Annotated in this window: 25 protein-coding genes; 6 read left to right on the forward strand and 19 right to left on the reverse strand. The window is 63.0% G+C overall.

The window, feature by feature from the left end:
* Positions 1-93 precede the first annotated feature (93 nt).
* Both JQ629_RS04390 and JQ629_RS04395 read right to left on the reverse strand, forming a co-directional pair.
* A complete protein-coding gene (locus JQ629_RS04390; RefSeq protein ID WP_212411455.1) occupies positions 94-1,557 on the reverse strand; it encodes a GH1 family beta-glucosidase in 1,464 nt (487 codons plus the stop codon).
* Positions 1,558-1,595: 38 nt separating this feature from the next.
* Positions 1,596-3,428 (reverse strand): glycoside hydrolase family 17 protein, encoded by a 1,833-nt coding sequence (locus tag JQ629_RS04395; RefSeq protein ID WP_212411456.1) that lies wholly within the window; start codon positions 3,426-3,428, stop codon positions 1,596-1,598.
* Between the two features lie 274 nt (positions 3,429-3,702).
* Between JQ629_RS04395 and JQ629_RS04400 the strand changes: the two genes are divergently transcribed.
* Complete coding sequence (locus JQ629_RS04400) at positions 3,703-3,963, forward strand: serine hydrolase (RefSeq protein ID WP_212411457.1); 261 nt, start codon at positions 3,703-3,705, stop codon at positions 3,961-3,963.
* A gap of 6 nt (positions 3,964-3,969) precedes the next feature.
* Here the strand turns inward: JQ629_RS04400 and JQ629_RS04405 are convergent, their stop codons facing one another.
* The 10 genes from JQ629_RS04405 to JQ629_RS04450 form a co-directional block, all read right to left on the reverse strand.
* The gene (locus JQ629_RS04405) at positions 3,970-4,881 is read right to left on the reverse strand and encodes an alpha/beta fold hydrolase (protein ID WP_249134819.1); all 912 of its coding nucleotides are present in this window, start codon (positions 4,879-4,881) and stop codon (positions 3,970-3,972) included.
* Positions 4,882-4,906: 25 nt separating this feature from the next.
* On the reverse strand, positions 4,907-5,551 hold the full coding sequence (locus JQ629_RS04410) for a class I SAM-dependent methyltransferase (protein WP_349631208.1): 645 nt from the start codon (positions 5,549-5,551) through the stop codon (positions 4,907-4,909).
* 160 nt (positions 5,552-5,711) lie between these two features.
* Entirely contained in the window at positions 5,712-6,440 is a 729-nt protein-coding gene (locus JQ629_RS04415) for an ABC transporter ATP-binding protein (protein WP_212411458.1), read from the reverse strand.
* Positions 6,433-7,200 carry an ABC transporter ATP-binding protein gene (locus JQ629_RS04420; RefSeq protein WP_212411672.1) on the reverse strand — a complete coding sequence of 256 codons (768 nt, stop codon included), beginning with the start codon at positions 7,198-7,200 and terminating at the stop codon, positions 6,433-6,435. The genes JQ629_RS04415 and JQ629_RS04420 overlap by 8 nt, the downstream gene beginning before the upstream one ends.
* A 4-nt stretch (positions 7,201-7,204) precedes the next feature.
* The gene (locus tag JQ629_RS04425; protein WP_212411460.1) at positions 7,205-8,152 is read right to left on the reverse strand and encodes a branched-chain amino acid ABC transporter permease; all 948 of its coding nucleotides are present in this window, start codon (positions 8,150-8,152) and stop codon (positions 7,205-7,207) included.
* Positions 8,149-9,063, reverse strand: coding sequence for a branched-chain amino acid ABC transporter permease (locus tag JQ629_RS04430; protein ID WP_212411462.1), 915 nt, complete (start codon positions 9,061-9,063; stop codon positions 8,149-8,151). The genes JQ629_RS04425 and JQ629_RS04430 overlap by 4 nt, the downstream gene beginning before the upstream one ends.
* A gap of 199 nt (positions 9,064-9,262) precedes the next feature.
* Positions 9,263-10,435, reverse strand: a complete 1,173-nt coding sequence (locus tag JQ629_RS04435; RefSeq protein WP_212411464.1) for an ABC transporter substrate-binding protein — start codon at positions 10,433-10,435, stop codon at positions 9,263-9,265.
* Between the two features lie 296 nt (positions 10,436-10,731).
* On the reverse strand, positions 10,732-11,385 hold the full coding sequence (locus JQ629_RS04440; protein ID WP_212411466.1) for a flavin reductase family protein: 654 nt from the start codon (positions 11,383-11,385) through the stop codon (positions 10,732-10,734).
* Between the two features lie 15 nt (positions 11,386-11,400).
* Positions 11,401-12,312 (reverse strand): fumarylacetoacetate hydrolase family protein, encoded by a 912-nt coding sequence (locus JQ629_RS04445; protein ID WP_212411468.1) that lies wholly within the window; start codon positions 12,310-12,312, stop codon positions 11,401-11,403.
* Between the two features lie 11 nt (positions 12,313-12,323).
* A complete protein-coding gene (locus tag JQ629_RS04450) occupies positions 12,324-13,451 on the reverse strand; it encodes a cupin domain-containing protein (protein ID WP_212411469.1) in 1,128 nt (375 codons plus the stop codon).
* Between the two features lie 81 nt (positions 13,452-13,532).
* Here JQ629_RS04450 and JQ629_RS04455 point away from each other — a divergent pair, with 81 nt between their 5' ends.
* Entirely contained in the window at positions 13,533-14,276 is a 744-nt protein-coding gene (locus JQ629_RS04455; protein ID WP_212411470.1) for a GntR family transcriptional regulator, read from the forward strand.
* A gap of 150 nt (positions 14,277-14,426) precedes the next feature.
* A complete protein-coding gene (locus JQ629_RS04460; RefSeq protein ID WP_212267462.1) occupies positions 14,427-15,701 on the forward strand; it encodes an NAD(P)/FAD-dependent oxidoreductase in 1,275 nt (424 codons plus the stop codon).
* A gap of 133 nt (positions 15,702-15,834) precedes the next feature.
* Here the strand turns inward: JQ629_RS04460 and JQ629_RS04465 are convergent, their stop codons facing one another.
* Genes JQ629_RS04465 through JQ629_RS04475 form a run of 3 tightly spaced genes read right to left on the reverse strand, consistent with a single transcriptional unit; the run spans position 15,835 to position 18,650 of the window.
* A complete protein-coding gene (locus JQ629_RS04465) occupies positions 15,835-17,049 on the reverse strand; it encodes an ABC transporter substrate-binding protein (protein WP_212411471.1) in 1,215 nt (404 codons plus the stop codon).
* Between the two features lie 57 nt (positions 17,050-17,106).
* Entirely contained in the window at positions 17,107-17,430 is a 324-nt protein-coding gene (locus JQ629_RS04470) for a 2Fe-2S iron-sulfur cluster-binding protein (RefSeq protein WP_212411472.1), read from the reverse strand.
* Between the two features lie 8 nt (positions 17,431-17,438).
* A complete protein-coding gene (locus JQ629_RS04475; protein ID WP_212411473.1) occupies positions 17,439-18,650 on the reverse strand; it encodes a cytochrome P450 in 1,212 nt (403 codons plus the stop codon).
* A gap of 83 nt (positions 18,651-18,733) precedes the next feature.
* Here JQ629_RS04475 and JQ629_RS04480 point away from each other — a divergent pair, with 83 nt between their 5' ends.
* Complete coding sequence (locus JQ629_RS04480) at positions 18,734-19,258, forward strand: MarR family winged helix-turn-helix transcriptional regulator (RefSeq protein ID WP_212411474.1); 525 nt, start codon at positions 18,734-18,736, stop codon at positions 19,256-19,258.
* 462 nt (positions 19,259-19,720) lie between these two features.
* On the opposite strand, the gene JQ629_RS04485 is transcribed toward JQ629_RS04480, so the two are convergent.
* Entirely contained in the window at positions 19,721-20,935 is a 1,215-nt protein-coding gene (locus JQ629_RS04485) for an ABC transporter substrate-binding protein (protein ID WP_212411475.1), read from the reverse strand.
* A gap of 112 nt (positions 20,936-21,047) precedes the next feature.
* Between JQ629_RS04485 and JQ629_RS04490 the strand changes: the two genes are divergently transcribed.
* A complete protein-coding gene (locus JQ629_RS04490) occupies positions 21,048-21,578 on the forward strand; it encodes a MarR family winged helix-turn-helix transcriptional regulator (protein WP_212411477.1) in 531 nt (176 codons plus the stop codon).
* A gap of 3 nt (positions 21,579-21,581) precedes the next feature.
* On the opposite strand, the gene JQ629_RS04495 is transcribed toward JQ629_RS04490, so the two are convergent.
* Entirely contained in the window at positions 21,582-23,447 is a 1,866-nt protein-coding gene (locus JQ629_RS04495; protein WP_212411478.1) for a feruloyl-CoA synthase, read from the reverse strand.
* 149 nt (positions 23,448-23,596) lie between these two features.
* Here JQ629_RS04495 and JQ629_RS04500 point away from each other — a divergent pair, with 149 nt between their 5' ends.
* Complete coding sequence (locus JQ629_RS04500) at positions 23,597-24,115, forward strand: MarR family winged helix-turn-helix transcriptional regulator (protein WP_502752360.1); 519 nt, start codon at positions 23,597-23,599, stop codon at positions 24,113-24,115.
* A 32-nt stretch (positions 24,116-24,147) separates the two neighbouring features.
* On the opposite strand, the gene JQ629_RS04505 is transcribed toward JQ629_RS04500, so the two are convergent.
* Positions 24,148-24,366 (reverse strand): ferredoxin, encoded by a 219-nt coding sequence (locus JQ629_RS04505; protein ID WP_212411479.1) that lies wholly within the window; start codon positions 24,364-24,366, stop codon positions 24,148-24,150.
* Complete coding sequence (locus JQ629_RS04510) at positions 24,363-24,830, reverse strand: SRPBCC family protein (protein ID WP_212411480.1); 468 nt, start codon at positions 24,828-24,830, stop codon at positions 24,363-24,365. Before JQ629_RS04510 ends, JQ629_RS04505 begins: the two co-directional genes overlap by 4 nt.
* Positions 24,831-24,833 lie beyond the last annotated feature (3 nt).

Consider the following 24,833-nt stretch of genomic DNA (forward strand, 5'->3'; position numbering starts at 1 on the left):
GAAGATATCTGACGCCGTCGCTTTCACGGAAGGATCACGCGGTATGGGTCCCGGCCTTCGCCGGGACGACAGCGACAACCACACGCGGCCACCTCACACCACCGCGTTCTGCCTGATAACCTCCCGATAGAACGACGCACTTAGTTTCGGCGTGCGGCGCTGGGTGTTGAAGTCGACATGGTAGATGCCGAAGCGTTTCTGGTAGCCGTCCATCCATTCGAAATTGTCGATCAGGCTCCACAGGAAGTAGCCGGCCACCGGGACGCCCTCCGACGTCGCGCGCTGCAGATGGAACAGATAGTTGCGCAGATACATGACCCGGTCGACGTCATAGATGTTGCCGTCCGCGGCCGGCTGATCGGTCGACGACGTCCCGTTCTCGGTGATGTAGATCGACTTCACGCCCCAAATCTTCGCTGCGTGACGCGGCGCCCAATACAGCGCCTCCGGCCCGATCCTCAGCCACGACGCATCCATATGCGGGAACGATGCCGGAAACGGCGCCAGCGTGTAGCCGCGCGCATTGTCCGCGGCCAGCACGTAATGATCGGGCGTGTAGACATTCAGCCCTACGAAATCGATCGGCGACGAAATGATGCTGAGATCGTCGGCGGTATGTTTCGGGGCGTCGGGCTGCGCCAGATAGGCGTCGGTGAATTTTCCCTCGAGGATTGCGGTCAGGTAGCCGGCATTGAGCTCGCGTACCGCGATCTCGGCGGCGCGGATATTCGCCGGCGTCTCGATCGCGGGGATGCAGTTGACCATGTTCTCGGCGAGGCCGATTTTGGTTCCGGCCTTGGCGTGCGCCCGGATCGCCTGCACGGCAAGGCCGTGTCCGAGGGCAACGTGGTGACGAACCTGGTTCTGTTCGCCTAGCGACAGTTTCAGGCCCGGCGCGTCGAGGCCAAGGCCATGGCCGAGATGAACCAGCCTCGAACATTCGTTGATCGTGAAGATATGCTTGACGCGATCACTCAGGCGCTCGGCGACATAGCCCGAGTAATCTGCAAAGGCTTTCGAAGTGTCGCGCGACATCCAGCCGCCGAAGCGGTCTTGCAGCGCCTGCGGCAAGTCCCAATGATACAGCGTGGCAAACGGTTCGATGCCGTTTGCCAGGAGCTCGTCGAGCAACCGGTTGTAGAAGTCGAGGCCTTTTGGATTCGGCGTGCCCGTTCCTTCCGGGAAAACGCGAGGCCATGCAATCGAGAAGCGATAGGTCTTCGTCCCCAGCGCCTTCATCAATTGGACGTCGTCCTTGTAGCGATGAAAGTGGTCGTCAGCGACGTCGCCCGTGCTGTGATCGACAATTTTTCCGGGCGTGTGCGCAAAACGATCCCAGATCGACGGCCCTCGACCGTCCTCGTTGACGGCGCCTTCGATCTGATAGGAGGAGGTCGCGGTGCCCCATCTAAAATCAGCGGGAAAGGCCGCGATGGATTTCTGGCCGCTGGAACTGCTTTGGGCATCGGCTGACTTGACCGATCCCGTCGACAGGCCGAGCGCCGCCCATCCTGCAAGCTTGCCCAAACGGCGCCGGGAAAATTGGTTCGACCACATACGTTCGTTCCCGGACCAGAGCCCTGTTCAGCACACAGCTATTTGTCGCATTCGACCTTTGACGTCGCCGCAACGAAGCCGCCGGCGGTAGCGGCCTGCGGTTTAGGCGGCGGCAGGGAAGCGACGGCGATCGGTTGTACGGCGAGTTGTTGCTTGCGGAGCGTCTTCCGGAAGACGAACGGCATGTTCGGGAGCACGCTCCACACGGCAACGAAGCGCGGCGGCGACAGCGCGGCGCCAAACAGGACGAACGCCGCTGCGGTCCACAGCGATTGCCAGTTGTGAACACCCTCATTGAAAAAGAGGAAAAGCGCAGCCGCCACGAGCAGCCCAGCGAACATAGCCTCGGCGGTGACGCCGACGTCCGACTTTCGACGGCAGAGCAGCGCCACCGTCCAGACCGGCACAGCCGCCATGGTCACGCTGGCAAACGGGAAATCCCGCGAACGCGGATCGAACACGAGGCCGAGCGCGACCTCTACGGTGATCAGCGTGGTGACCATCAGCACAACGCCCAGGACCAGCGCAGGCCATGATGAGGGCCAGCCTTCGCGCGGGCCGAGCAATTCCCGGAACGACGGCAACGGCCGTCCTTCCATCAACGCGTTGGCGCACAGCAGCGGCAGCGTGATGGCCGCGGTCAGAAGCCATCCCTGGTTCAACAGCCCGGCGATGCCATAGTTTTCATAAAAGGCCTTTTCGGCGCCGAGCCCCAGCAGGATTCCGCCCATCGTCGCGCACGCCGACACCGCCAGCCACGGCGCCGATCCTGTCGCCGTCGGCCGACGCCAAAGCGTCAACAATGCAACGGCAAAAACACAAATGCCGAAAGCAAGGCCAGCTCCCAGTTGCAGCTTCCAGAACGGATAATTGCTGACGGCCGCTCCGTGCGCGTGCTTGATCTGACGGCTATCACCGTCGAGAAGGCCCCAATGGGCGCCGACCGTGCCTTCCCACTGGCGCTTCCATGATTCGTCGTAGGCCTCAAACACATTGACGCGGATTTTTTCCCGCTCCGCCCGGTCGAGCAGTTCGGAAACGAAGCGAGCCTGATTGATGCGTGACGGCAGCGAGACCTCCCGCATGCGTCCCTTGCTCGGCCAACCCGCCTCCCCGATCAGGATTTCCTTGCCGGAAAAAGCCTGCGCGACCTTGTGGTAGATATCGATGACATGTGCCGCCGCGTTTTCGGCTCGGATCGGCTCATCTTCCCAGAACGGCAACATGTGGACCGTCACGAAATCGACGTCGGCCGCCATCTCGCGGTAACGCAGCCAGTAATCCCAGGAATCGGCGTAGGTTATCCGCGTCGTGATACGCGACCTGACGGAGCGGAGGATTTCGCGAAGGTCTGCCACCGTCATTTCGCCGCGGAGCAGCACCTCGCTGCCGACGATGACGGAGGTCACGGTCCCCTGATAATCCTTGGCCAGCGATACCGCGGTGTCGATCAGCGTTGCGTTCTTCACGCGGTCGCGTCCGAGCCAGATGCCGAGAATGACTTTCAGCCCGACCTTCGACGCCAGCTGAGGCACCTTGTCGAGCCCGTTCTCGACCGAGTAGGTGCGGATGCAGTTCGATATCCCGGCCAACTGGCCGAGATCTTCCGCAATCTGCTCCGGGCTGATGATGATGTCGGAATTCCACGGCGTCTGCCCGTTCCGGAACGGCGCGTAGGACACGCAGTCGAGCTTCTTCGCGGGATCGATCAGCGCATGATCCAGCAGCACCGGGCTCGCCAGCCAGTACCAGACCGCAACAATGATGCTCATCGAAACAAGGAAAAGCGCCAGCGGCGCGCTCTTGCGGGAAGCGCCGGCCGGCCGGACCGGCAAACCAGATCGCAACGCAGTGGGAGCATCGAGGGACATCGCGCAGCCCTAGGCTAGATCAGGAGCAAGCGGTGCTCAACGTCGTATTGCGGCGCGGTGGTCGCGGCGCCGACAATTGTGAAAACCTGCCGGTCAACAGGAAGGCAATTGAATACTTTGTTCGACATACTTTGGCCTGATGGAGGTCACGATCCAGCTTGAGGTTTGATGGCACGCGGCCCCGAGAGAACATTTCAGTTTGACGAAAAAGAGTATACCAGCGTTCTTCATCTTCCAACAATCCCGCCAGGCGATGGCTGGACTGCGCGCCGTCGTGATCGCCGCGGCTTTTGCCCTCGGCGGCTGGCCGCACGAATCCCCGGCGTCGTCGGCAGCGTCAACGTTCTCACGTGCGGCCCCTGATCGTATTGGCGATTACATTCGCAACGAAATCGCGACAAACAAGATTCCCAGCTCGATCTTGCTGATCCAGCAGGACGGCAAGCCGGTCTATCTCGAATCGTTCAGCGTGCGGGATCCCGAGACCGGGCAGCCGATGACGGCGGACACGATTTCCAGATCTATTCGATGTTGATCGGACTCACGCCGTCGCCGCAAGATCCTTTCCGGCGATCGCCAATACCTCGGCGGCGTGAGAAATCGCGATGAAATGCCCGCCATCGGCGACTTCGTGCCACATCGCCCCAGGCATGCGCTCACCCAACGGCTTGTTCACTGCGTAGGGCACAAACGTATCCGCGGTGCCCTGCCACAGATGGACCGGCCGATGGATGGCCGCTATGTCGAACGGCCATTGCTGGTAGAGCATCCGCGCGTCGGCCACGAGGCCTTCAGCGCCCTGCCGGAAGCACTCGCGTCCGGACTCCGCCATGGTGTTCAACACATGCGCATCGGCAAGTACGTCGAGATCGGCGGGACAGCTCGCCTTCAGTAGCCCTTTCTTGTACTGCTCCGGAAACCGGGTCGCGGCGATGTCGATCAACTCGTACATGAGCTGGAAGCCGGGCCGAAAATGCAATGCAAGGAAACCGCCCATCGCGTCGGCCTGGGACAGATACTTGGCCGCCCAATTGGTCCCGAACGCGCCATAGGATCCGGGTGCGATGCTGCTGACATGAACCAGCCTTGCGGGATCGATATACGCTGCCGCCGCGAGCGCCCACGGGCCGCCTTCGGACCAACCGGTGACCGCGAAGCGATCAGCCTCAAGCGCGCTGGCAATTGCTTCCAGGTCGGCTGCCCAACCGGCGAAGGTGCGGTTTTGTTGAGGATCCGATTTGCCCTGGCCTGGACGGTCCACGCATACGAATCTCAAACCAAGATTGAGCGCATGAGTGGCGAAGACCTGCGCTTCGAGCCGACTGGAAGGGCCGCCATGATTGTGAATGACGAGCGGACCGTTGGGATCGCCGACCTGCAAGTAACAAAGTGACCGACCGCCGATCTGCACCGTGCCTTCGGCAGCGCTCATGGTCTCATTTGAATTTGCCATGCGTCCTCCGCAAACAAGTCCAACCCTAGCCGGTTTCGAACTGCGCCAGCCAGACCGTATGATTGCCGCAGTCCGGATCCTCGATCACATGTGCGACCACCTCGAAACCGTTGGCGTTCAATAGCGCGCGATATTCGGCAGCATCGAGGCTTGCATGATCGAGCGGCTCGCCCCTGTAGCTCCCGATTGCTTCGCCGTGCGCCGGACCGCTCGTGAACATCAATGCCGCGCGCGGCGCAGCATGATTCCGGAAGATGGCAAACATCCGGCGCTGGTCATCGGTACAGAGGTGGAAGAAACTATCCCACGCCAGCAAACCATCGAAGCGCCGCGTGAGGGCGAGCGTGCGCATGTCGGCTATGTGCCACGCAAGATCCGGAAAAGACGCCGAGCACAGGGCAATCAGTTCCGGCGACGAATCCACACCGGTGACATGACATCCCTGCTGGATGAGGTAACGGGCGATCGGCTCACCTGAGCCGCAGCCGATGTCGAGCACGGCAGCTCCGGCCGGCAGCAGCGCGCCAAACCGGTCGAGCCACGCGCGCTCCATCAGCCGGTTGCCGCGCTCCTGCGCCCAGGCGCGGGCGTGGCGCTGATAGAGTTCGATGATCCGGTCGGCGTCGGGGTTCATGGTGGCAAATTTGGGGTAGGCGCTATGGCCAGGCAAGAGGCCTTGCTGAATCGCGCGCTTTCTCGTCGTCCCGGCGAAGGCCGGGACCCATAACCACTAATGTTTATGGCTACGACAGGTCGTCGAGTTGCGTTGTCAAATCGATAGATCACGCGGTATGGGTCCCGGCCTTCGCCGGGACGACGACAGAGATAACTCAAATCCCCAGATACCGGTGCTGCAAATCCGGCTCGGCGATCAACTGCTCGGACGTGCCGCTCCACACCGTGCGTCCCCGCTCGATGATGTAATGCCGGTCGGCGATGCGGGAGAGGTTGGCGACGTTCTTGTCGATCACCAGCACCGACTGCCCACGTCCCTTGAGCATCGACAGGCAGCTCCAGATTTCCTCGCGGATCAACGGTGCGAGGCCTTCGGTGGCTTCGTCGAGGATCAAGAGCTTCGGATTGGTCATCAGCGCGCGGCCGATCGCGAGCATCTGCTGCTCGCCGCCGGACAGCGTCACGCCCATGTTGCCGCCGCGCTCGGCGAGGCGCGGAAACAGCGCGTGGATTTTTTCGATGGTCCAGGGATCGGAGTTGCCGGCGCGATTGCCGGCAGCCGCGACCAGGTTTTCGTACACGGTGAGGTTCGGAAAGATCTGGCGGCCTTCCGGCACCAGGCCGATGCCGAGTTTTGCGATCTTGTACGACGGCAGGCTGCGAACCTCCTGTCCGCCGAAACGGATGGTGCCCGCACGCGCGCCCGTCATGCCCATGATCGAGCGGATGGTCGTGGTCTTGCCCATGCCGTTGCGGCCCATCAGAGCGACCATTTCGCCCGACCGGACCGACAGCGAGAGGCCGAACAGCACCTGGCTGAGGCCATAGCAGGTTTCGATGCCGTCGACTTCCAGAAGAGTTTCAGCCGTTTTTGTTTCAACCATGAGCGACCACCACGTGCTGATCGCCGAGATAGGCGCGCTTGACTTCGTCGTTGTGGCGGATCGCATCGGGATCGCCCGAGGCGATGACGCGGCCGTACACGAGGACGGTGATGCGGTCGGCGAGCGCGAACACCGCCTCCATGTCATGCTCGACCAGCACGATGGTGACTTCCTTGCGCAGTTCCTTCAGCAGCGCCACCATGCGTGCCGACTCGGTGACGCCGAGCCCCGCCATCGGCTCATCGAGCAGCAGCAATTGCGGCTTGGTGGCGAGCGCGACCGCAAGCTCCAGTTCGCGTTGTTCGCCATGGCTGAGTTCGGACACCGGCACGTCGGCGCGCGCCCCGAGCCCGACCCGCGTCAACGCGGCTTGCGCGGCGTCGCGCAGCGGTTTTTCCTTGCGCGCATTGCCCCAGAACCGGAACGAGTGCCCGTCATGGGCTTGCGCTGCGAGCGCGACATTATCGGCCGCGGTAAAATTCGGCAGCAGCGAGGTGATCTGGAACGAGCGCGCCAGCCCGAGCCGGCTGCGCTCATAGGACGGCATCCCGGTGACGTCGCGGCCGCCGAAAACAATGGTGCCTGAGTTCGGCATCAATTGCCCGGTCAACTGGCTGATCAGCGTGGTCTTGCCGGCGCCGTTGGGGCCGATGATGGCGTGCAACTCGCCAGGTATGACGTCGAGCGACAGATTGTCGGTGGCGAGAATGCCGCCGAACCGCCGCACCAGATTTTCAACGCGGAGCAAGGGATCAGCCAAAGAATTAGCCACGGCTAAACCTCCCGAGCAGGCCCATGATGCCGCCGCGCGCGAACAGCACGATCAGCAGCAACAGCGGGCCCATGATCAACGCCCAGTATTCGGTGAATTGCGACAGCAGTTCTTCCAGCAGCAGAAAGAAGATCGTGCCGATGACAGGACCGAACAGCGAACCCATACCGCCGAACACCACCATCACCATGAGCTCGCCGGAACGGGTCCAGTACATTCCGGCCGGGCTGATGAAGTCGGTATTATTCGCCAGCAGCGCGCCGGCCAGGCCGCAAATGGTGCCGGAGATGACGAAACAGACCAGCCGGTAGCGGTTGGCATGATAGCCGATCGCCTGCATGCGCTGCTCGTTGGAACGAATGCCCTGCACCACCAGGCCGAAGCGCGAATTGATGATCCGCCAGATCAGATAGATGCCGCCGAACAGGCAGCCGAGGCAGAGATAATAGAACTGCACGCGGTTCGACAGGTCGATCAGGCCGCCGAAATTGCTGCGCTTGTAGATGGTCAGGCCGTCGTCGCCGCCGTAGCGCGACATGCCCGAGGCGATGTAATAGGCCATCTGGGCAAAGGCGAGCGTGATCATGATGAAGTAGACGCCGCGGGTGCGCAAGGACAGCGCGCCGATCACGAGCGCATACAGCGCCGACGCCACCAGCGCCACCGGCCACTGGATGAAGCCGGAGCCTATGCCTTCAAAGGCGAGGATGCCGACCGCATAGCCGCCGATGCCGAGGTAGGCCGCGTGGCCGAAGCTCATCATGCCGCCATAGCCCATGATGAGATTGAGGCTGGCCGCGGCCAGCGCGAAGATGATGATGCGGGTGAACAGCGTCAGGATGAAGATGTTGCCGGTGAGCTGCGAATAGAGCGGCAGCACGACGAGTCCGATGGCGACCAGCGCCACGACGACGTTGCTTGTATTGATTTGTAGTTTCATCGTTTGGCGGCCGGAAACAGCCCCTCCGGCCGCACCACCAGCACGATCGCCATCAAGAGATAGATCAGCATCGACGACAGCGCGGGTGCGGCGGTGGAGGCGGCGGCTGAACTCAGCACCATGCGCAGGAGATCAGGCAGGAAGGCGCGGCCGAGCGTATCGATCATGCCGACAAAGATCGCGGCCAGGAACGCGCCGCGGATCGAACCGATGCCGCCGATGACGATGATGACGAAGGCGAGGATCAGGATGTTCTCGCCCATGCCGATCTGCACGGTGAGGATCGGCGCCTGCATCAGTCCGGCAAGACCGGCCAGCGCCGCGCCAAGCCCGAACACCAGCGTGAACAGCAGTTTGATGTTGATGCCGAGCGCGCCGATCATTTCGCGGTTCGAGGCGCCGGCGCGGATCAGCATGCCGATCCGGGTCCGCATCACAACGACGTAAAGCAGCGCGGCGACCGCGAGCGCGACGATGATGATCGACAGCCGGTAGGCCGGATAGTACACGCCGGGGATGATCTGGACCGGCACGGTCAACCAGGCCGGCAGCGGCAGCGCGAGGCCAGCCGGCCCCCAGATCAACCGCACCGCGTCATTGAAAAACAGGATCAGTCCGAACGTCGCCAGCACCTGGTCGAGATGGTCGCGGCCGTAGAGATGCCGGAGCGCGACGAATTCCAGCACGATCCCGAGCAGCAGCGTGGCGCCGAGCGCCAGCAGCACGCCGAGGATGAAGCTTCCGGTCCAGGCGGTGAACGTCGCGGCGAAATAGGCGCCCATCATGTAGAGCGAGCCGTGCGCCAGATTGACGAAGTCCATGATGCCGAACACCAGCGTCAGCCCGGCCGCCAGCAGGAACAGCAGCAGGCCGAACTGCAACCCGTTCAGCGATTGTTCGACAAGAACCAACTTAGCGCCCTCTCCATGATACCGGCGTCAACGCCACGCGTTGGTCGCGATCATGCCCCTCAACTCGAAACAAAACAGCGGCAGCGCGTTTGCGCCGCCGCCATTTTCTTATTGGATGCATGATCCTTGCCAAGTTTCTTGCCAGGATGCTGGCCAAGTCGTCAATTTCTGGCGGACCATGCGTCGGCAGAACCCGTGATCACTTCATCGGGCATTTGTCGTGGAAGCCATCCTGGCTGTCCTTGACGATGGTGGCCACCGTCTTCAGCGCCAACTGGCCGTCGGCATCCTTGACCACGTCCTGCAGATAGAAGTTCTGGATCGGAATGTGGTTCTTGCCGTATTTGAACGGGCCGCGCACCGATTTGAAGTTGGCTTTCTCCATCTCGGCCTTCATCGCGTCCTTCTTGGTCACGTCGCCCTTGACCGCAACCACCGCGCTGTTGATCAGCTGCGCGGCATCATAGGATTGCGCGCCATAGAAGGTCGGGCGCAGGTTCGGATATTTCTTGCGGTAGTCCTCGACGAACTTCTTGTTCTCGGGGTTCGGCAGGTCGTTGACCCATTGCTGCGCGCCGGGAACGCCGAGCGCGTTGTCCTTCTGCAGCGGCAGCGACAATTCGTCGATGGTGAACGCCGTATAGAGCGGGATCTGCGCCTTGATGCCGGCCTGCGCATACTGGTTGAGGAACTGCACGCCGGCAGCGCCCGGATAGAACACGAAGATCGACTCGGCCTTGGAGTTCTTGGCCTTGGTGAGTTCGGCGGAGAAGTCGAGCTGGCTCGGCCACACCGTGTATTCCTCGCCGACCACCTGGCCCTTGAACGTGCTCTTGACGCCGGCCAGCATGTCCTTGCCGGCGGCATAGTTCGGGCCGATCAGGAACACCGACTTGACGCCCTTCTGGTTCATGTAGGTGCCCATCGCCTGCGGCGTCTGGTCGTTCTGCCAGGAGGTCGAGAACACGTAAGGCGAGCACAATTCGCCGGCGAGCTGCGAGGGACCGGCGTTGGCCGAGATCAGGAAGGTTTTGGAATCGACCGCGGTCTTCAGCGAGGCCAGCAGCACGTTCGACCAGATGTAGCCGACGATGAAATCGACCTTGTCGGACTGGATCAGCTTTTCGGTCTTCTGCTTGCCGACATCCGGCTTCTGGCCGTCGTCCTCATAGATCACCTCGACCGGCTTGCCGTCTATCTTGCGGCCCAGATGGTCGAGCGCGAGCTCGAACGAGTTGCGCATGTCGTTGCCGATCGCGGCCGTGGGGCCGCTGAAGGTCGAGACGAAACCGATCTTGATGCTGTCGGCGCCAAGCGCGGGCTGCGCCAGCGCCAGAGCCATTGCGCCCGCCAGCCAGAATGTCTTTTTCATATTCACTCCCCTCCTCATTATCTATTTTGTTCCGCCAGCCAGTGCGGCTGCCGTCTCGAGGCCTGCGCCTTCGTCAATCCCGGTAAGCCCGGATATTTTGTGCGCGAAATCTCCGGCCCACAGCAAGCACGAACCGAAAGCTCCGATTAGAACCTTCGGCCCATACCCCAGCGGCCTGCACCATAATTCGCAGACGGCGCCGAAGGCAAGAACTATAGTTCCGGTTGCCGGGGCAACAAATGTCGCAGGTGCGGCGGCCGCAGCACAATCGGAAGAGACAGCGCGCGCCATCATGTTCATGGCGCCTGATCCGGTCGGGGCGCGGCGTTTCGCCGCCACTCCGCCCAGCTCGGCCGGTCGAGTTGGAACAGATCGGTGCAGCGAGCATACCAGCCGCTGCCATGCATGCGGCCGATCAACCGCAGCGCAGGCGTGTCGATATGGCAGCGCTCCCTGTCCTGAACCGCCGCACCATCCACGTGCGCGCACAGGATGTGGCCGATCACCGCCGTCTGGCGCGGCCCCGTCACCATCGAGCTCAGCACCCGGCATTCGAAGGAAACCGGGGACTCCGCAATGCGCGGCGGCCGTATCGCATGTGACGCGGCGGCGGTGAGGCCCGCCAGCGCGAGTTCGTCGATATCGGGCGGCGCATCGACGCAGGTGACGTTCATGGCCGCGGCATTCTGTTCGGAAACCAGGTTCACAACGAACTCTCCGGTCGCAAGAATATTCGTCGCGGTATCCTTGAAGCGCCCCGGCCCGGCGAGCAGCCCGATCGCAAGCGTCGGCGGCTCGTGCCCCAACACATTGAAGAAGCTGTAGGGAGCCGCGTTGATGACACCGTCTTCGGACAGCGTCGTCACCCAGGCAATCGGCCGCGGGGTCACCGTCGCCGTCAATATCTTGTAGCGTTGTTGAGCCTCCAGCGTCTCCATGTCGAACAGCATCGCCGGCCCCCGCGCTCAGACCGCCACGACCGGATGACGCAGCCGGCCGATGCCGGCCACTTCCGCCTCCACGACATCGCCAGGCCACAGCCATTCCTGCGGTGTCCGCCCCGCGCCCACGCCGTCGGGCGTGCCGGTCGCGATGATGTCGCCCGCCTCGAGCGTGATCGCTGCCGAAATATCCGAGATCAGCAGCGGCACCTTGAACAGCATGTGGCGCGTGTTGGATCGCTGCTTCTCGACACCGTTCACCGTGAGCCAGAGATCGAGCGCGTGCGGATCGCCGATCTCCTCAGCCGTCACGATGCACGGACCGAACGGCGCGTAGGTGTCCTGGCCCTTGGAATAGATCCACTGCCCGGCGCGGCGATTGTCGCGCGCGCTGACGTCGATCATCACGCTGTAGCCGAAAACGAAATCGAGGGCCTGCGCTTCCGGGATCCGGCGCGCCGTTCGCCCCATCACGACGGCGAGCTCGACTTCCCAATCGAGCTGCTGCGTAATCGTCCGGTTGTGCTCGATGGCCTCATTGGGCCCGATCACGCTGGTCGGAGGCTTTGAAAAGATGATCGGCTGCTTCGGCAATTCCTTCGCCGTATCCAGCGCGCGTGACGATTCCGCGACGTGCTCGACATAGTTCAGCCCGATCCCGAAGATGTTCTTGCGCGGCCGCGGGATCGGCGCCAGCAGCCTGACATTGGCAAGCGGCAGCGCGGCACCCACCGGCCAATGGCCTGCGTGCTCGCTCAATATCTTCTTCAGCGCCATCGTCGCCGGCGGGCCGAGATTGATCAGATCGAGCATCGACGATGGCAGCGCGACGCCGGCATGCGCGCCGATCCGTTCGACGTCCACGACCAGGTCATCGACGACGGCACCGAGGCGGGCCGCCGCCTCGACATTGGCGCGGTAGGTAACAAGACGCATGGTTGGTTTCCCTAGGATGTCAGCGGCTGCCGGCCTTGATTGTCGCCATAGGCTTCCTCGCGATACAGGCCGAGGGCGTGCATCACAGGCAGATCGTTGAAGGTGAACAGGCAGGCGTCGTCGCGTTCGGAGCCGTTGACATGCTCATGCCAGGACCAGGACGGAACACAGAAGATGTCGCGCTCTTTCCAGTCGAAGCGCTTGCCGTCGATGATCGAGTGACCGCTTCCCTTTGCGACCTGGTAGATGAAACTGCCGGTGTGACGATGGGCCTTTGTGGCCTCGCCGGGCCGGAGCATCTGCATCGACGCACCGATCGTCTGCATCACAGGGCCGCCGGTGACGGGATTGACGTAGTTCATCAGTACGCCGTCATAAAGCGAGCCGTCGGAGGCCTTGCCGTAGCGTTGCAGCGCCTCGTAGGTCGGCCCCCACTCGTATTTCAGCAGCGGTGAATATCCGCGCGTCCATTCCGCGCCCGCGGGGCGCAGGCCCGGATTGCCCCAGGCGTGGGTCATGTCGTCGACGGGATAACCGACCTCCTGCTGCATCTTCGGATGCACCGCGTAGAAATTGGCCTCGAGCGTGTTGACGAGCGGGATGTCGAGACCGTCCTGCCAGATGCACGGCGTGCCATCGCTGGAAACACCGTGTTCGTGCCACGTGCCGTTTGGGGTCAGGACGAAATCATTGGCGCCGAGCGTGAGCTTGTGGCCATCGACAATGGTGTAGGCGCCCTCGCCTTCCATGATGAAGCGCAGCGCAGAGGCTGAGTGCGCATGGGCGGAGGCAACCTCTCCGGGGTGCATCACCTGCAAACCGGAATACAGCCAACCGACGGCGGCGGCATGGTCGCGACGTCCGGGATTGTTCAGGTAGATGACGCGTCGGCCGGCCTTTTCGGGCGACACCAGTTCGACGGACCGCAGCACATGCTTGCGCAGATCCTCATAGCGCCAGAGCACCGGGACGGATGACGACTTGGGCTGCCAGGGTTCGATCTTGTTGGCGACCGTCCACAGCGCACCCGCGTCCAGATTTTCCAGCTCGTCGTAATAGGCGAGCAATTCCGGGGTGTCCTCGACATTGGCGCGCCCGGCGACGTCTTCCCGGTGGTTTTCGCGGCGTCCTGTTGCCATTTCGCTCTCCCTGGATTGCCAATCATATAAAATAGGATATATCTTCGAAGCAATAGGAAATTTTCGAAAGAAATTGAACCGATGGTGGCGGCCGCGAAAGCAGGAAACGACCGCCGGATCGTCAGCGAAGGAGCCGGCGAGCCCGCAACATTGAGCGAAGTCGCCTATCAGCGCCTGCGTGCCGACATCGTCTCCGGCGCGCTCGACGCGGGCAAGCCGCTGCGGCTCGAAGCGCTGAAGCAGCGCTACGGCCTGAGCTTTTCGCCGCTGCGCGAGGCGTTGATGCGGCTGCAATCCGAGCGGCTCGTGCTCTCGACGGCACTGCGCGGTTTTTCGGTCGCGCCGCTGTCGCGCGCGGAAATGAAGGACGCGACGGAAACCCGCATTCTGATCGAATCCGACGCGCTGCGCCGATCGATGCGCGACGGCGACGATGATTGGGAAGCCGCCATCGTGGCCGCCTTCCATGCGCTCAGCCTGCAGGCCGAACGGCAAGCGCGCCTCTCCGGCGAAGTAGGCGCCGTCGACATGCATGCGATGGACGAGCGGCACTATCAATTCCATCGGGCGCTGATCGCCCATTGCGGATCGCCGCGGCTGCTTGACCTGGCCGACCAGCTCTATGTCGAAACCCAGCGCTACCGGCTGCCATGCCTGGTCGGCCGGGTGGCGGGAACGCCGGCGCGCGACGTTGCCGCCGAGCATCAGCAGATCATGGACGCCACGCTACGCCGCAGCGAAGACGCCGTGCGTTATTTGGCCGAGCATTACCGGCGAACCGCTGCGATCATCGAAGCGTCGACCGTGTGGCCGTCGTCAGCGTAAGCAAAATTTTTCGACGCTGTGTTTCACCGCTCACGATGCGCTTTCGCTATCGGTCGATTGGCAAACACGCCTTGAAGCTTCTCTTGGAAGCAGTGCACAAATAACTACATAATGAGGCACGGAGACATCTCGAACCGAGGCTGGATTCCCATGACGAGCGCGCCGAAACGTCAGCACCACGTGGTGATCGTCGGCGCCGGTTTCGGCGGGCTGGAAGCCGCCTTCGGGCTGGCCGGCGCAGCGGTGAAAATCACGCTGATCGACCGGCGCAACCACCATTTGTTCCAGCCGCTGCTCTATCAGGTTGCCACCGCATCGCTGGCGACCTCCGAGATCGCCTGGCCGATCCGTTATCTCTTGCGCGACCGGCCCGATGTCACGACGCTGTTCGCCAACGTCAATGGCGTCGACGCCGCGGGCAAGCGTGTGCTGCTCGATGACGGCGAGGCGCTGCCCTATGACACGCTGATCCTCGCCACCGGTGCGCGCCACGCCTATTTCGGCCATGACGAATGGGAACCGTTCGCACCTGGGCTGAAAACGCTGGAGGACGCCACCACGCTGCGGCGGCGCATCCTGGTCGCCTTCGAGCGCGCCGAACGCGAGACCGATCCGGCGCGGCGCGCCGCACTGCTGACTTTCGTCATCATCGGCGCGGGACCCACCGGCGTCGAGCTCGCCGGCACCATTGCCGACCTCGCCAAGGACACGCTGCCGCAGGATTTCCGCAACATCGACACCAGCAAGGCGCGCGTGGTGCTGATCGAGGCAGGTCCTCGCGTGCTCGCGGGCTTTCCCGACGATCTCTCGGCCTACGCTCAAACGTCGCTTGAGGGCCTCGGCGTCGAAGTGATGCTGGGAAAGCCGGTGACGGAATGCAGCGCCGATGGCGTGGTCTATGGCGACAACAGGCTCGACGCGAAAACCATCATCTGGGCCGCGGGCGTGCGTGCCTCGCGCGCGGCCGAATGGCTGGGCGCGCCCGCCGATCGCGCCTACCGCGTGCAGGTGCGACCGGACCTTACCGTACCCGGCCATCCCGATATCTTCGCTGTGGGTGACACCGCAACGATTGCGGATGCGAGCGGAAATCCGGTGCCCGGCATTGCGCCGGCGGCCAAGCAACAGGGCCGCTACGTCGCAGCCCTCATCAAGGCGCGGCTCGGCGGCGGCACGCAGCCACCCTTCCGCTACAAACATGCCGGCAGCCTGGCGCAAATCGGCAAGCGCAAGGCGGTGATCGATTTCGGCTGGATGAAGCTGCGCGGCAATCTCGCCTGGTGGATCTGGGGCATCGCCCACATCTATTTCCTGATCGGCCTGCGCCACCGGCTCAGCGTCGCCATGAGCTGGCTCTGGATCCACGCCAGGAATCAGCGCGCGGCACGGCTGATCACGCAGGGGAGCAGCAAGGTGACGGGGTGAGGCTTTATGCGCTCACTCTCCTTCCGTCATTGCGAGGAGCGCTGCGACGAAGCAATCCATTCTTTCTTTCACGTAGCCAGATGGATTGCTTCGCTGCACTCGCAATGACGGTGTGGCGGTATTTTCGGTCAACTCACTTCACCAGCGAGCACCCGCCATCGGCCATCGGCCGGAACGCCTGGTCGGCGGAAATCGTCGAAACCAGCTTGTAATAATCATACGGATATTTCGACTCCGCCGGCTTCTTCACCTCGAACAGGAACATCGGGTGGATGACGCGGCCGTCCTGGCGGATGGTGACGTCGCCGAACAGCTTGTCCTTGCCCTTGAACTTCTTCATCTCCGGCACGGCATCCCTGGCATGGTCGCTGCCGGTCGCCGCCACCGCGTTGAGATAAGCGAGCGTGGAGGCGTAGACGCCGGCCTGATTGCCGCTCGGCATCTTGCCGTTCATGCCGGGCCGCGCCGCAAAGCGTTTTGCGAACGCGCGGGTGTCGTCATCCATATCCCAGTAGAATGCCTCCAGCAGTTGCAGCCCCTGCGCGATCTTCAATCCCATGCCGTGCACGTCGTTGACGAACAGCAGGAACGCCACCATGGTCTGGCCGCTCTGCTGGATGCCGAACTCATTGGCCTGCTTGACCGCATTGATGGTGTCGCCGCCGGCATTGGCAAGGCCGATCACCTTGGCCTTGGAGTTCTGCGCCTGCAGCAGGAACGACGCGAAGTCCGACGTACCGAGCGGATGCTTGCTCGAGCCCAGCACCTTGCCGCCATTCTTTTCAATGTAGTTGGTGGCTTCGGCCTCGATGCCCTTGCCGAGCGCATAGTCGACCGTGACGAAGTACCAGTCCTTGCCGCCGCGCCCCATCATCGCCGCCGCCGTGGTGTTGCCGGTGGCCCAGGCGTCGTTGACCCATTGAATGGTGTTGGGCGAACAGGCCTTGCCTGTGAGGTCGGAGCTCGCTGTCGATGACGCCAGGAACGTCATGCGGGAGTCCCGCACCAGCGCATTGACGGCGAGCCCGACCGCCGAATTCGGCACGTCGACAATGGCATCGACACCCTCGACATCGAGCCATTTGCGCGCGATCCCCTGACCGACGTCAGCCTTGTTCTGGTGATCGGCATAGACGATCTCGACCTTGATGTTCTTGCCGCCGCCGCCAAAATCTTCCGCCGCCATCCTCGCGGCTTCCACCGACCCCATGCCGTTGGTGTCCTGGAAGATGCCGGAGATGTCGTTGAGCACGCCGATCCGGACGACGTTTTCGGAAATCTCCGCCCGCGCCGGTCCGAACGCGGCGCAGGACAGCGCGAGCGCCAGATAGACCCTGATATTCTTCATCGCTTATCTCCCTATGGATGTGATCGTTGTTGTTCCCGGACTGCGCCGGGTTTGAATTCAGATCTGCCGGTCCGGCAGCCGCACGACGAGGCCATCGAGCTCCGGCGTGATCTTGATCTGGCAGGACAGCCGGCTGTTCGGCAGCCGCTCGGCGGCGACGCCATTGAGCAGTTCGTCCTCTTCCTCGCTCATGGGCGCGAGCCGCGCGATCCAGCCCTCATCGAGATAGACATGGCAGGTCGCGCACATGGCGTTGCCGCCGCATTCGGCCACGATCTCGTCGACGCCGTGTGTGGTTGCGACCTGCATGACGCTGTCGCCGGCGCTCGCGTCGATGCGTTCGGAACGGTTGTCGGGACGATTGAAAATGATGGTCGGCATGATCACGCTCACGCTGCTTTGATGGACACGGGCAGGCTTTCGAGGCCCCGCAGCGTGTTGTTGAAGCGCCGCGTCGCCGGCCCCGTGATCTCGATCGCACTGACCCGTTTGGCCAGCGCCGAAAGCACCGCCTCGCCTTCGAGCCGCGCGACGAGCTGGCCGACGCACATGTGGATGCCGGAGCCATAGCCGACGTGACCGCTGGTCTTGCGCGTCACGTCATATTCGTCAGGCCGGTCCCATCGCCGCGGATCGCGGTTGGCGGCGGCGAGGAACATAAGGATTTTCTCGCCCTCGCCGATCCGCGACCCGCTGATCTCGACGTCCCGTGTGGTGGTCCGGAAGAACGTCTGCACCGGGCTTTCGAACCGCACCGCCTCCTCAAAGGCGTTGCGCGCCAGCGTCGGGTCGCTGCGCAGCCGCGCCCATTGCTCGGGAAAGCGCGCCAGGCAATAGACCGCGGCGCCGATGCCGTTGACCGTGGTATCGAGGCCGGCGCTGAGCAGCGAGCGCACCAGCAATGGCGCTTCCGCGGCCGTGATATCGCCGGCATCGGTGCGAGCATGGATGCAGGCGCCGAAACCGCCGGGCGCGAGATTTTCACGCTGGCATTGGTCGGCGACATAGGCCTGATGCGGCGCCGAGCGCTCGATCGCGTCCTGACGCAGCTTGTTCGGCGGCCCGAACGAGTTGAAGACGAGGCTGGCATAGGGCAGCAGGTTTTCGCGCCCCTCCGGCTTGAGCCCGAGCGCATCGGGAAACACCGACAGCGGATAGGCCTCGGCGAGATCGGCGATGGCGTCGAAGCTGCCTTTGGCGAGCAGTGCTTCCACCCGGGCTTCGGCGGCTGCGACAAAGCTGCCGCGCAATTGCTTCATGACCGTCGGCGAGAGCACCCGGCTCAGCACCGCCCGCGTGCGCGCATGTTCCGGCGGATCGGCCTCCAGAATGATGCTTTGCGGCCGCCAGGCCTTTTCCTTCGCAAAGTCGCTGAGGCCGACGCCGCGGCTGGAGCAGAAGGTCAGGGGATCGTTGAGGACGGCGTGGACCTCGGCATGGCGGGCAACGCCGTAGACCTTCCACTTGTCGAACCAAACCACCGGCCCTGCTTCCCGGAGCACCTCGTGGGCAGGATGCGGGTCTTCGAAGAACTCGATCGAGAACGGATCGATGTCCATATGCGGCACGCCTGCCGATGGCGCGAAGCCTGATGCACTCATTCCGACCTCCCAAAGTTTGTTCTTGTAAAGCGCTGGCGCATGTCTCTATCTCTCAAGCCTAGCGTTTGCAGATGATCAGGGACATGAGCAGTCAACCACCCGCCAGGAATGCGCGCCGGCCGAGACCGGCGGAGGTCGCAGATGCCGATGACGGCCCGACCCTCGATCTCGAGCGCTACGTTCCGGCGTTCATCACCTTCATCGCCAACAAGCTCTCGAACAGCGCCACCTCGTTCTATCAGCGCAATTTCGGCGTCAACGTCACGGAATGGCGGATCATGTCGCTGCTGGCGATCGAGCCCGGCATCCCGGCCTCGCGGATCTGCCACGTGATCGGCTTCGACAAGGGACCGGTCAGCCGCACCCTGTCGATGCTGCAGAAACGCGGCCTGGTCGCGATCCGGACCGCCCCGGACGACGGTCGCACCCATTCGATATCGCTGACCGCGAAGGGACGCTCGACCCACGACAAGGTCATCGTCGCCGCGCTCGAACGCGAACGACGGCTGCTGTCCGTCCTGCGCAAGGACGAGCGGGAGGTGCTGATCGACCTGCTGCGCCGCGTCCACGGCAATCTCGATGCCGTCAAGGGCGTCGGCGGCCCGTAGGCGGCCCAGCAACGACCATTTCATGTGAAGCGCATCGGTCCGCGCCGCGGATGACGCGGCCGCGTTCCGTGACCCGCCTTGGCTTTCGCCCATCCATTCCTCCCTGCGAGACCCGGCAGTTGGACTGCTTTTGTGGCCATCATTGATCACGAGACTGGCACGAATTAGTTGCCGTGGCAACAATATAGTGTTGCTAAGGCAACGAAATGCTCGGTCGGGAACTTTGGCTGCTGCCTGCGGGCTACGCTCGTCATGCCCGGCCTTGTGCCGGGCATCCACGTCTTTGCATCCATTAAGCGGAAAGACGTGGATGGCCGGGCATAGGCGAGCGGAAGCGACGCCGTCCTTCGGACGGCTATGCCCGGCCATGACGAGAAAGCGAACCTAGTTAGACTAGGAAGGCCCGAAATTCGGACTGCTTTTCGGCCAGACCCTGACGATGATCGCGCCGCGGCGCGCCGTCTATTTTGACAGCGGACAGCCGCCGTCCTTCTCGGGCCGGAATGCGTCCTCGCCTTTGATCGTGCCGACCACTTTCAAAAGGTCCCATTTCGACTGCGACTCATCCGGCTTCTTGACCTCGAGCAGATAGAGCGGATGGATCTTTCGTCCATCGGCGCGAATGAAACCCTTGCCGAACAGGGGATCGTCGGTCGGCATCGCCTTCATCGCTTCGACAACCGCCTTGCCGTCGGTGGCGCCGCCGACCTTGTCGACGGCCTTGAGGTAGTGAATCACCGAGGCATAGACGCCGGCCTGCATGTCGTTGGGATAGTTCTTTTGCGGGTGGCGCTCGGCAAACTTTGCGGCGAAGCGGCGGGTGCCGTCGTTCAGATCCCAGTAGAACGGATTCATGATCTGCGCACCCTGCGCCGCCTTCAGCGTCAGCGCCGGCAACCCGTTCATGCCAAGGATCAGGCCGACCAGCTTCTGCTTCTGGGTGAGGCCGAATTCGGCCGCCTGCTTCATCGACGTGATGGTGTCGTCGCCGGCATTGGCGATGCCGACGATATCAGCGCCGGAGCCTTGCGCCTGCAGCAGGAAGGAGGCGTAATCCGCCGTCCCGAGCGGATGGCGGACGGCGCCAACCACCTCGCCGCCGGCGGCCTTGACCGCTTCCATCGCCTGCTTTTCGAGATCGTGACCGAACGCGTAGTCGGCGGTCAGGAAGAACCATTTCTTGCCGCCCTTCGCCACCACCGCCTTGCCGAGCCCGTGGCCATAGGCGTAGGTGTCGTAGGTCCAGTGCACGGTGTTGGGGGTGCATTTCGCGCCGGTCAGCAGCACGGTTCCGGCGCCGGAGCCGATGAACACCTTGTTTTTCTGTTCGCTGATGCCTGCGACCGCGAGTGCGATCGCCGAGTTCGGCAGATCGAAGATCGCATCGACGCTCTCGTTTTCATACCAGCGCCGCGCGATGCCGACGCCGATGTCAGGCTTGTTCTGGTGATCGGCCGCGACCACCTCCACGACCTTGCCGGCGGCCTTGCCGCCGTAATCCTCGACCGCCATCTGGGCCGCGACCACCGAACCGATGCCCTGGTAGGTCGCGAACACGCCGGACTGATCGTTCAGGATACCGATGCGGACTTTTTCCTGCGCCTGCGCGCCGGAGACGAGCAGGGCCGCGGTCGCAGCGACGAGCGGCGTCTTCAGCCGCGAAAAAACATAACCCATCAGGGCCTCCTTGTGTTTACAAACCCAAAAGGCAATCTTCACGCCGCCGAAATTACTTATATAATATAAGTATTTTTCGGAGAGTCAATCTCGACCGGGAATCACTGAACAAATGCAAAAGCCCCGCAGCCGCGCCGCGGCGAAAAAATCCCCGCTGGTTGAAACCGCCGATGACAAGAAAAAGTCGCTCGATCTGAGCGCGTTACAGCAGACGCCCGGGTTCATGATCCGGATCCTGCAGCTCTTGAATTTCGAAGCTTTTTTTCGGCACTTCCAGGCGCTGGAAGTTTCGCCGGTCGAATATTCCATCCTCATGACGGTGCGCGACAACGAGGCCGTGACGCAGAGCGAACTCGCCGCCGTGCTCAAGATGCAACTGCCCAACCTCGTAAAGATCCTGTCCACCATGGAAGAGGCCGGCATCGTGAGGCGCAAGCGATCGTCCCGCGACAAGCGCGCGGTCGAACTTTCGCTCAGCGCGGCCGGGCAAAGGCGGGCCGATGAGGCAAGCCGGGCTGGCGAGATCTTCAACGAACACACGCTCGCCCCGCTCAGCAAGCCAGAGCGGGCGGCATTTCTTCACATGCTGACGCGGCTGGTCGAGGCCTACCGGCGCGACCTTTCGCGAAGCAACGCATCTTGAAGCTTAGCCGGCGCACCCGATCCACTCGGTCGACGCGCCGTCGTCCAGCGTCGCCACCGCGCCTGCCCGGCGGGTCAGCACCGCGCGCTGGTTGATGTAGCCCTTGTCGGTGATCTCGCCGCCATCGACGGAAGCAGGTTCGGCCAGCAGCAGCGCGCGCGTGGCGTGGCCGGACGAGTTGCCGCCCTGCGCTTTCAGCTTGGCGAGGCCCTGGCCGATCGCGGCGCGAACTTTTTCGTGGCCGATGACCTCATCGGCAGCGGCGTTGTCGGGCAGACCGGCATGGGCACGACAAGCGGCGATGTTGGGGAACACCAGAAAGCGGACTTCATCGCCGCCATGTCCGGTGACGACAATATCCTGCGCCAGCGGCGCGAGTGCTGCGATGCCGGCGACGCGCAGCGTGCCGACATTGACCCAGGTACCGGAGTTGAGCTTGAAATCCTCGGCGACGCGGCCGTCGAAAAACAATCCGAGTTCTGGCCGCTCGGGATCGGCAAAGGTCACGGCGTCGCCGATCAAATAAAAGCCTTCCGCATCGAACGCCTGCGCGGTGAGTTCCGGCGCCTTCCAGTAGCCGGGCGTGACATTCGGTCCGCGCACCCGCACCTCGAGCTTGTCGCCTGACGGAACCAGCTTCAGTTCGGTGCCTGATATCGGCACGCCGATATTGCCGGAGCGCCTGGCCTGGAAATGGCAGTCGGTCGCGAGCGGCGAGGTTTCGGTCGAGCCCCAAGCCGACACCATCGGCAACGCACGACCGACCGTCTTGATCGAAAGCTCTTCCAGAGCGTCCCAGAGATTCTGCGGCAGCGCGGCACCCGCATAGAAGGCGAACTTCACCTCGCCAAAGAATTTTTGGCGCAGTTCCTCGTCACTGCGCAGCGCCGCGATCAGCATATCAAAACCGCGCGGCACGTTGAAATAGACCGTCGGCATCACGCTGCGCAGGTTCGCCAGTGAAGTCGCGAACAGCCCCGGCGCAGGCTTGCCGCCGTCGACATAGAGCGTGCCGCCATTGCGCAGCACCAGATTGAAATTGTGGTTGGCGCCGAACGTGTGGCTCCAGGGCAGCCAGTCGAGGATCACGAGATCGCCGCGCGCGGCTTCCAGGAACGTCCAGGTCTGCGCCTTGGCCTGCTGGCTCGAGGTCAGCATGCGCTGGGTGTTAATCACGGCCTTCGGCGTGCCGGTCGAACCCGAGGTGAAGAGGAACTTTGCGATTGTGTCCGGCGTCACGGCCTTGAAGGCTTTTTCGACGGCCGGCGTTTCCGGTGTTGCCGCGATCTTTGGGAAGGGGATCACGTCGCTATCGCCGGAATCGCTGCTGACGATCGCAGCCGAGTGCAGCGGTGCGATCGCCGCGAGCGCCGCTGCGAATGGCTTGGCGCCGGAGACATAGATCGCGCCGGGCCCGAGCAGACTGATCATGCCCTTGAGCTTGTCGAAATCCCTGGACATCAGCGAATAGGCCGGCGAGATCGCCGCCGAGGGCACGCCGACATGCTGGGCGGCCAGCGCGAACAATGCATGGTCGACGCTGTTGTCGGACAGGATCACCAATGGCCGTTCCGCGCTCAGCCCCTGCGCCAGGATCCACGCCGCGGCCGAGCGAACCTGCCGCAATGCACCGGCATAAGTGACGGTGTTCCACGGCACATCTGGTGTCTTGCGGTCGGCAAGAAAAATCCGCTCGGGCGTCTGCCGGGCCCAATGTTCGAGCCAGTCGCCGACGCAGCGCACGCCTGGCTTCAGCGGCACCGTCGATTTCAGGATGATGCTGCCGTCCGTGCGGCGATCGGCAGAGATCGCGGGCTTCGCAAACAGCGCTTCGGATTGGTCGCGGCCTGTGGCGGCGGCTGTCGTCATCGGTTTCCTCCTCGCGCGGCCCATCGGCCGCCAGCCTCTGTGAGCCGCTCTTGCGCATATTGTTGGTCGCAACAATTGTTGTCGTCAACAACAATATTTCCTTCGCCGCTGCAAAGCGCTAGAAGGGGAGCGACGCCGGGAGAAACGATGTGTCCAACAGAGCGGCCCAACCAGCCTTGAAAACCCCGGTTTCCGCGAACGGCAAGCGCGGCGGAAATGGCAAGGCACGCCACCAGGAGCAGGATATCGAGATCGGCCTCGACGGGCTGGTCGGCCATGCCGGCTACGCGGTGCGGCGCTTCCAGATCTGGATCTTTCAGGATTTCATCCGGACGCTGGCGGCGGTCGATATCAAGCCGACGCAATATTCGGTGCTGACGGTGATCGGCGCCAATCCGGGCCTGAGCCAGATGGCGGTCGCCAAACGGCTCGGGATCGAGCGCGCCCGGCTGGTGCACCTCCTGGACAGTCTCGAAGACCGCAAGCTGGTGCGCCGCGTCCAATCCAGGACCGACCGCCGTTCCCACGCGCTGCATCTGACCGCACGGGGCGAGGCATCGCTGCGGCAGTTCAAGCTGCTCGCGGCCGAACATGAACGTCACGTAGCCGAGAAGATCGGGGCCGAGAACCGGGAGCACCTGCTGCGGATTCTGGCGGCGTTCACCTGAACGCTGGCCCATGGCCTTGGCGCCCTTTGGCCTCAGCTCTCGGCGCTGTCCTCGATGACGATCGCGCCCTCCGGACAGTTGGACTGCGCGGTAAACGCCTTGTCCTCGAGTTCGCGCGGGACAAGGGTACGGCTCGTCTCGCGCGCATTGCCGAACTCGTCGAGTTCGAACAATTCAGGTGCGAGCGCGTGGCAACGGGCGTGTCCCTGGCATTTTTCCGACGCGACCCGCACGGTTATGCGCCCGTTCATGCGCGCTGGCTCGCCGATTGCGCCGCCCAGCGCTGCTCGACCAGCCGTTTGATGTTAGCCAGCCCAATGATGGCTTCTTCATCCATACGCTGGAGTTGCGCGTCGCTCGGTGCGGAGGGCCGGGCGGGGTTTCGCAGATGCCTCGTGTATTTGGTGACATCGCCGGCACGCTCGAACGTGTAGCGAATCACGATTGGCCCGATGAAGTCGGTTGCGGCCTGCACGGTCCAGGCATTCGGGCGATCGCTCTCGGTGACTATCCAGTCCAGCACCACCTCGCCGCGCCTGATGTGCCATTGCTCGCGAAAGGCTTCACCAGTTGCGAGCGCCCGATCGGCGCCATCGATACGATGCGAGGCAGCCAGCCATTCCGGCCAGGAATTCGGATTGCAGACGTAGTCGTAAATCGCCTCCGGCGGCGCCTCGATCAGAATATCGTGGCGGCGGTCGAATGAGTATGACATCGC

The sequence above is a fragment of the Bradyrhizobium sp. AUGA SZCCT0222 genome, assembly GCF_018130205.1.
In the GTDB taxonomy this organism is placed as follows: domain Bacteria; phylum Pseudomonadota; class Alphaproteobacteria; order Rhizobiales; family Xanthobacteraceae; genus Bradyrhizobium.

Excerpts from the sequence above, each read along its gene's own strand:
- JQ629_RS04390 (WP_212411455.1), bottom strand. The coding sequence starts at position 1,557 with ATGTGGTCGAACCAATTTTCCCGGCGCCGTTTGGGCAAGCTTGCAGGA.
- JQ629_RS04395 (WP_212411456.1), bottom strand. The coding sequence starts at position 3,428 with ATGTCCCTCGATGCTCCCACTGCGTTGCGATCTGGTTTGCCGGTCCGG.
- JQ629_RS04405 (WP_249134819.1), bottom strand. The coding sequence starts at position 4,881 with ATGGCAAATTCAAATGAGACCATGAGCGCTGCCGAAGGCACGGTGCAG.
- JQ629_RS04415 (WP_212411458.1), bottom strand. The coding sequence starts at position 6,440 with ATGGTTGAAACAAAAACGGCTGAAACTCTTCTGGAAGTCGACGGCATC.
- JQ629_RS04425 (WP_212411460.1), bottom strand. The coding sequence starts at position 8,152 with ATGAAACTACAAATCAATACAAGCAACGTCGTCGTGGCGCTGGTCGCC.
- JQ629_RS04435 (WP_212411464.1), bottom strand. The coding sequence starts at position 10,435 with ATGAAAAAGACATTCTGGCTGGCGGGCGCAATGGCTCTGGCGCTGGCG.
- JQ629_RS04440 (WP_212411466.1), bottom strand. The coding sequence starts at position 11,385 with ATGCTGTTCGACATGGAGACGCTGGAGGCTCAACAACGCTACAAGATA.
- JQ629_RS04445 (WP_212411468.1), bottom strand. The coding sequence starts at position 12,312 with ATGCGTCTTGTTACCTACCGCGCCAATGTCGAGGCGGCGGCCCGCCTC.
- JQ629_RS04450 (WP_212411469.1), bottom strand. The coding sequence starts at position 13,451 with ATGGCAACAGGACGCCGCGAAAACCACCGGGAAGACGTCGCCGGGCGC.
- JQ629_RS04455 (WP_212411470.1), top strand. The coding sequence starts at position 13,533 with ATGGTGGCGGCCGCGAAAGCAGGAAACGACCGCCGGATCGTCAGCGAA.
- JQ629_RS04460 (WP_212267462.1), top strand. The coding sequence starts at position 14,427 with ATGACGAGCGCGCCGAAACGTCAGCACCACGTGGTGATCGTCGGCGCC.
- JQ629_RS04465 (WP_212411471.1), bottom strand. The coding sequence starts at position 17,049 with ATGAAGAATATCAGGGTCTATCTGGCGCTCGCGCTGTCCTGCGCCGCG.
- JQ629_RS04470 (WP_212411472.1), bottom strand. The coding sequence starts at position 17,430 with ATGCCGACCATCATTTTCAATCGTCCCGACAACCGTTCCGAACGCATC.
- JQ629_RS04475 (WP_212411473.1), bottom strand. The coding sequence starts at position 18,650 with ATGAGTGCATCAGGCTTCGCGCCATCGGCAGGCGTGCCGCATATGGAC.
- JQ629_RS04480 (WP_212411474.1), top strand. The coding sequence starts at position 18,734 with ATGAGCAGTCAACCACCCGCCAGGAATGCGCGCCGGCCGAGACCGGCG.
- JQ629_RS04485 (WP_212411475.1), bottom strand. The coding sequence starts at position 20,935 with ATGGGTTATGTTTTTTCGCGGCTGAAGACGCCGCTCGTCGCTGCGACC.
- JQ629_RS04490 (WP_212411477.1), top strand. The coding sequence starts at position 21,048 with ATGCAAAAGCCCCGCAGCCGCGCCGCGGCGAAAAAATCCCCGCTGGTT.
- JQ629_RS04495 (WP_212411478.1), bottom strand. The coding sequence starts at position 23,447 with ATGACGACAGCCGCCGCCACAGGCCGCGACCAATCCGAAGCGCTGTTT.
- JQ629_RS04505 (WP_212411479.1), bottom strand. The coding sequence starts at position 24,366 with ATGAACGGGCGCATAACCGTGCGGGTCGCGTCGGAAAAATGCCAGGGA.
- JQ629_RS04510 (WP_212411480.1), bottom strand. The coding sequence starts at position 24,830 with ATGTCATACTCATTCGACCGCCGCCACGATATTCTGATCGAGGCGCCG.